Here is a 1,693-nt window from a genome sequence, read left to right on the forward strand (position 1 = left end):
ATGCAGGGGCTGTCGGGGCGGTCGTGCAATTCGGACATAGGGGGCGTGTCGGCCAAAGGCGGGATGGGCGTTCAAAGCAGGCGCCATTATCGCATTGATGGCCGGATTGCCGTTGAATCCCCTACGGCAGGGGCTTGGCGGTGGACATGCCGGTGAGTTTCAGGTGGGGGCCGGGGCCGGCCCAAGGGATAGCCATAAGGACGATTTATGTTGCGTAGCTGGCAACTGTTTGCGCTGGGCTCGGCGTTCTTTGCCGCGCTGACGGCTGTTTTCGGAAAGCTCGGGGTGGCGCAGGTCAACTCGAACATGGCCACGCTGATACGCACGGTCATCATCTTCGCCGTGACGTTGGCGATCGTGGGCATGCGCGGCGAGTGGCAGCGGCCGGCGAGCCTGAGCGCAAACACATGGTGGTTTCTGGTGCTCTCCGGCGTGGCGACCGGTTTGTCGTGGCTTTGCTACTTCCGTGCGCTGCAGTTGGGGCCCGTGTCGGGCGTTGCGCCGCTCGACAAGCTCAGCGTGGCGATGGCGATGATCATTGGTTGGAGCGTGCTCGGTGAACCGTTCTCGCTCAAGGAAGCCCTTGGCGGTGCGCTGATCGTCGCGGGCGCCCTCGTGCTGGTGTTCTGAGCTTTTGCTGGGGATGATGTCGACGCGGGGCACCGGGCGGCCGTCCGGTGACGATCCGCCCCAGCCGGACGTTCGCTTGGCTACCAGCGGAATACGCTATACCCGACCCGCACCTGCGACCGAGAGTGGCGGTTGTAGTCGAGCATGTCTTCGCCATAACCGGTGAAGTAGCCGAGCCACAGGTAGCCGCCGGTGCCCGGAATCAGCTTGCCCAGCGGATACGTCACCTGCAGGTCTACGCTGCCATAGTTGCGTTTCATGCCCTTGCGCAAGGTCGCGCCAATCTGCCACCCATTCGGTTTGCCCCACAACACGAGCAGATCCAGGTAGCCGCGGTAGTCCTGGATGTCGGGGTTGTCTTTCTTCTCGAGATACGCATAGAGCTTCGGCGCCACTGTCCAGTGGTACTCGGCGGGATTGCCGAACTTGAAGATCGGTTTGACGAACAGTGTGTTGATGCTGCGAGAATCCTCGCCTGCCTTGCCGTTGGACTCGTGTTCGAACCCTGCCGCGACGCCCAGAGACGAGAACCAACCCGCGCGCACGCCGGTGTCGGGGACGTAGTAGAAGAGGCTTGGCCGATAGTTCGAGTCGCGAAACGGGGCCGATTCGGCCTCCAGATCCCAGACCGATAGCTGCGTATAGCCGAAGTACAGGTTGTCGAGGAAGGCCTTCGAGGCGGGATTTTCCGGCTTGAGGATATGGAACTTGAAGCTGAGCTGGAAGCGTGCGTTGGCGTCGCCATTCTTTCCGAATGCGATGTACATCGGCTCGTTCGAGGAGATGCGCGCAAACTCGGCGTCGCTGGTCGGTGCAATCGCGTCGGGAGCGGTGCTGGCGAGGGCGTCGGAGGCGGCCGCGGTGAGCGCAGCGGCTGACGCGGACGCACCGACTGCGGTACCCGGCACGGCACCGCTGCCGCGTGGGACCGGGCTGGCGGCGACCATCGGCTGGGGCGGTGCGGCACGATCGAGCACGATCGTGGTGGTCGAGGCATCCCAATCGACCGGCTCGACGCGCACCGAGCCGCGTAGCTCCTTCGGCAGGGCGGCGGCGGATGTGA

General features: G+C 63.9%; 2 protein-coding genes. One reads left to right on the forward strand and one right to left on the reverse strand.

What is annotated here, in order from left to right:
- The first annotated feature begins 207 nt into the window (after window positions 1–207).
- Complete coding sequence (locus tag A985_RS0115415) at window positions 208–630, forward strand: EamA family transporter (protein ID WP_017234298.1); 423 nt, start codon at window positions 208–210, stop codon at window positions 628–630.
- An 80-nt stretch (window positions 631–710) separates the two neighbouring features.
- On the opposite strand, the gene A985_RS25705 is transcribed toward A985_RS0115415, so the two are convergent.
- Window positions 711–1,693, reverse strand: a 983-nt coding sequence (locus tag A985_RS25705; protein ID WP_198288702.1) for a phospholipase A, incomplete at its 5' end; no start/stop codon positions are given.

The sequence above is a fragment of the Pandoraea sp. B-6 genome (assembly GCF_000282835.1).
Taxonomy (GTDB): Bacteria; Pseudomonadota; Gammaproteobacteria; order Burkholderiales; family Burkholderiaceae; genus Pandoraea; species Pandoraea cepalis.

Coding starts and splice junctions, on each gene's coding strand:
- A985_RS0115415 (WP_017234298.1), top strand. CDS start 208: ATGTTGCGTAGCTGGCAACTGTTTGCGCTGGGCTCGGCGTTCTTTGCC.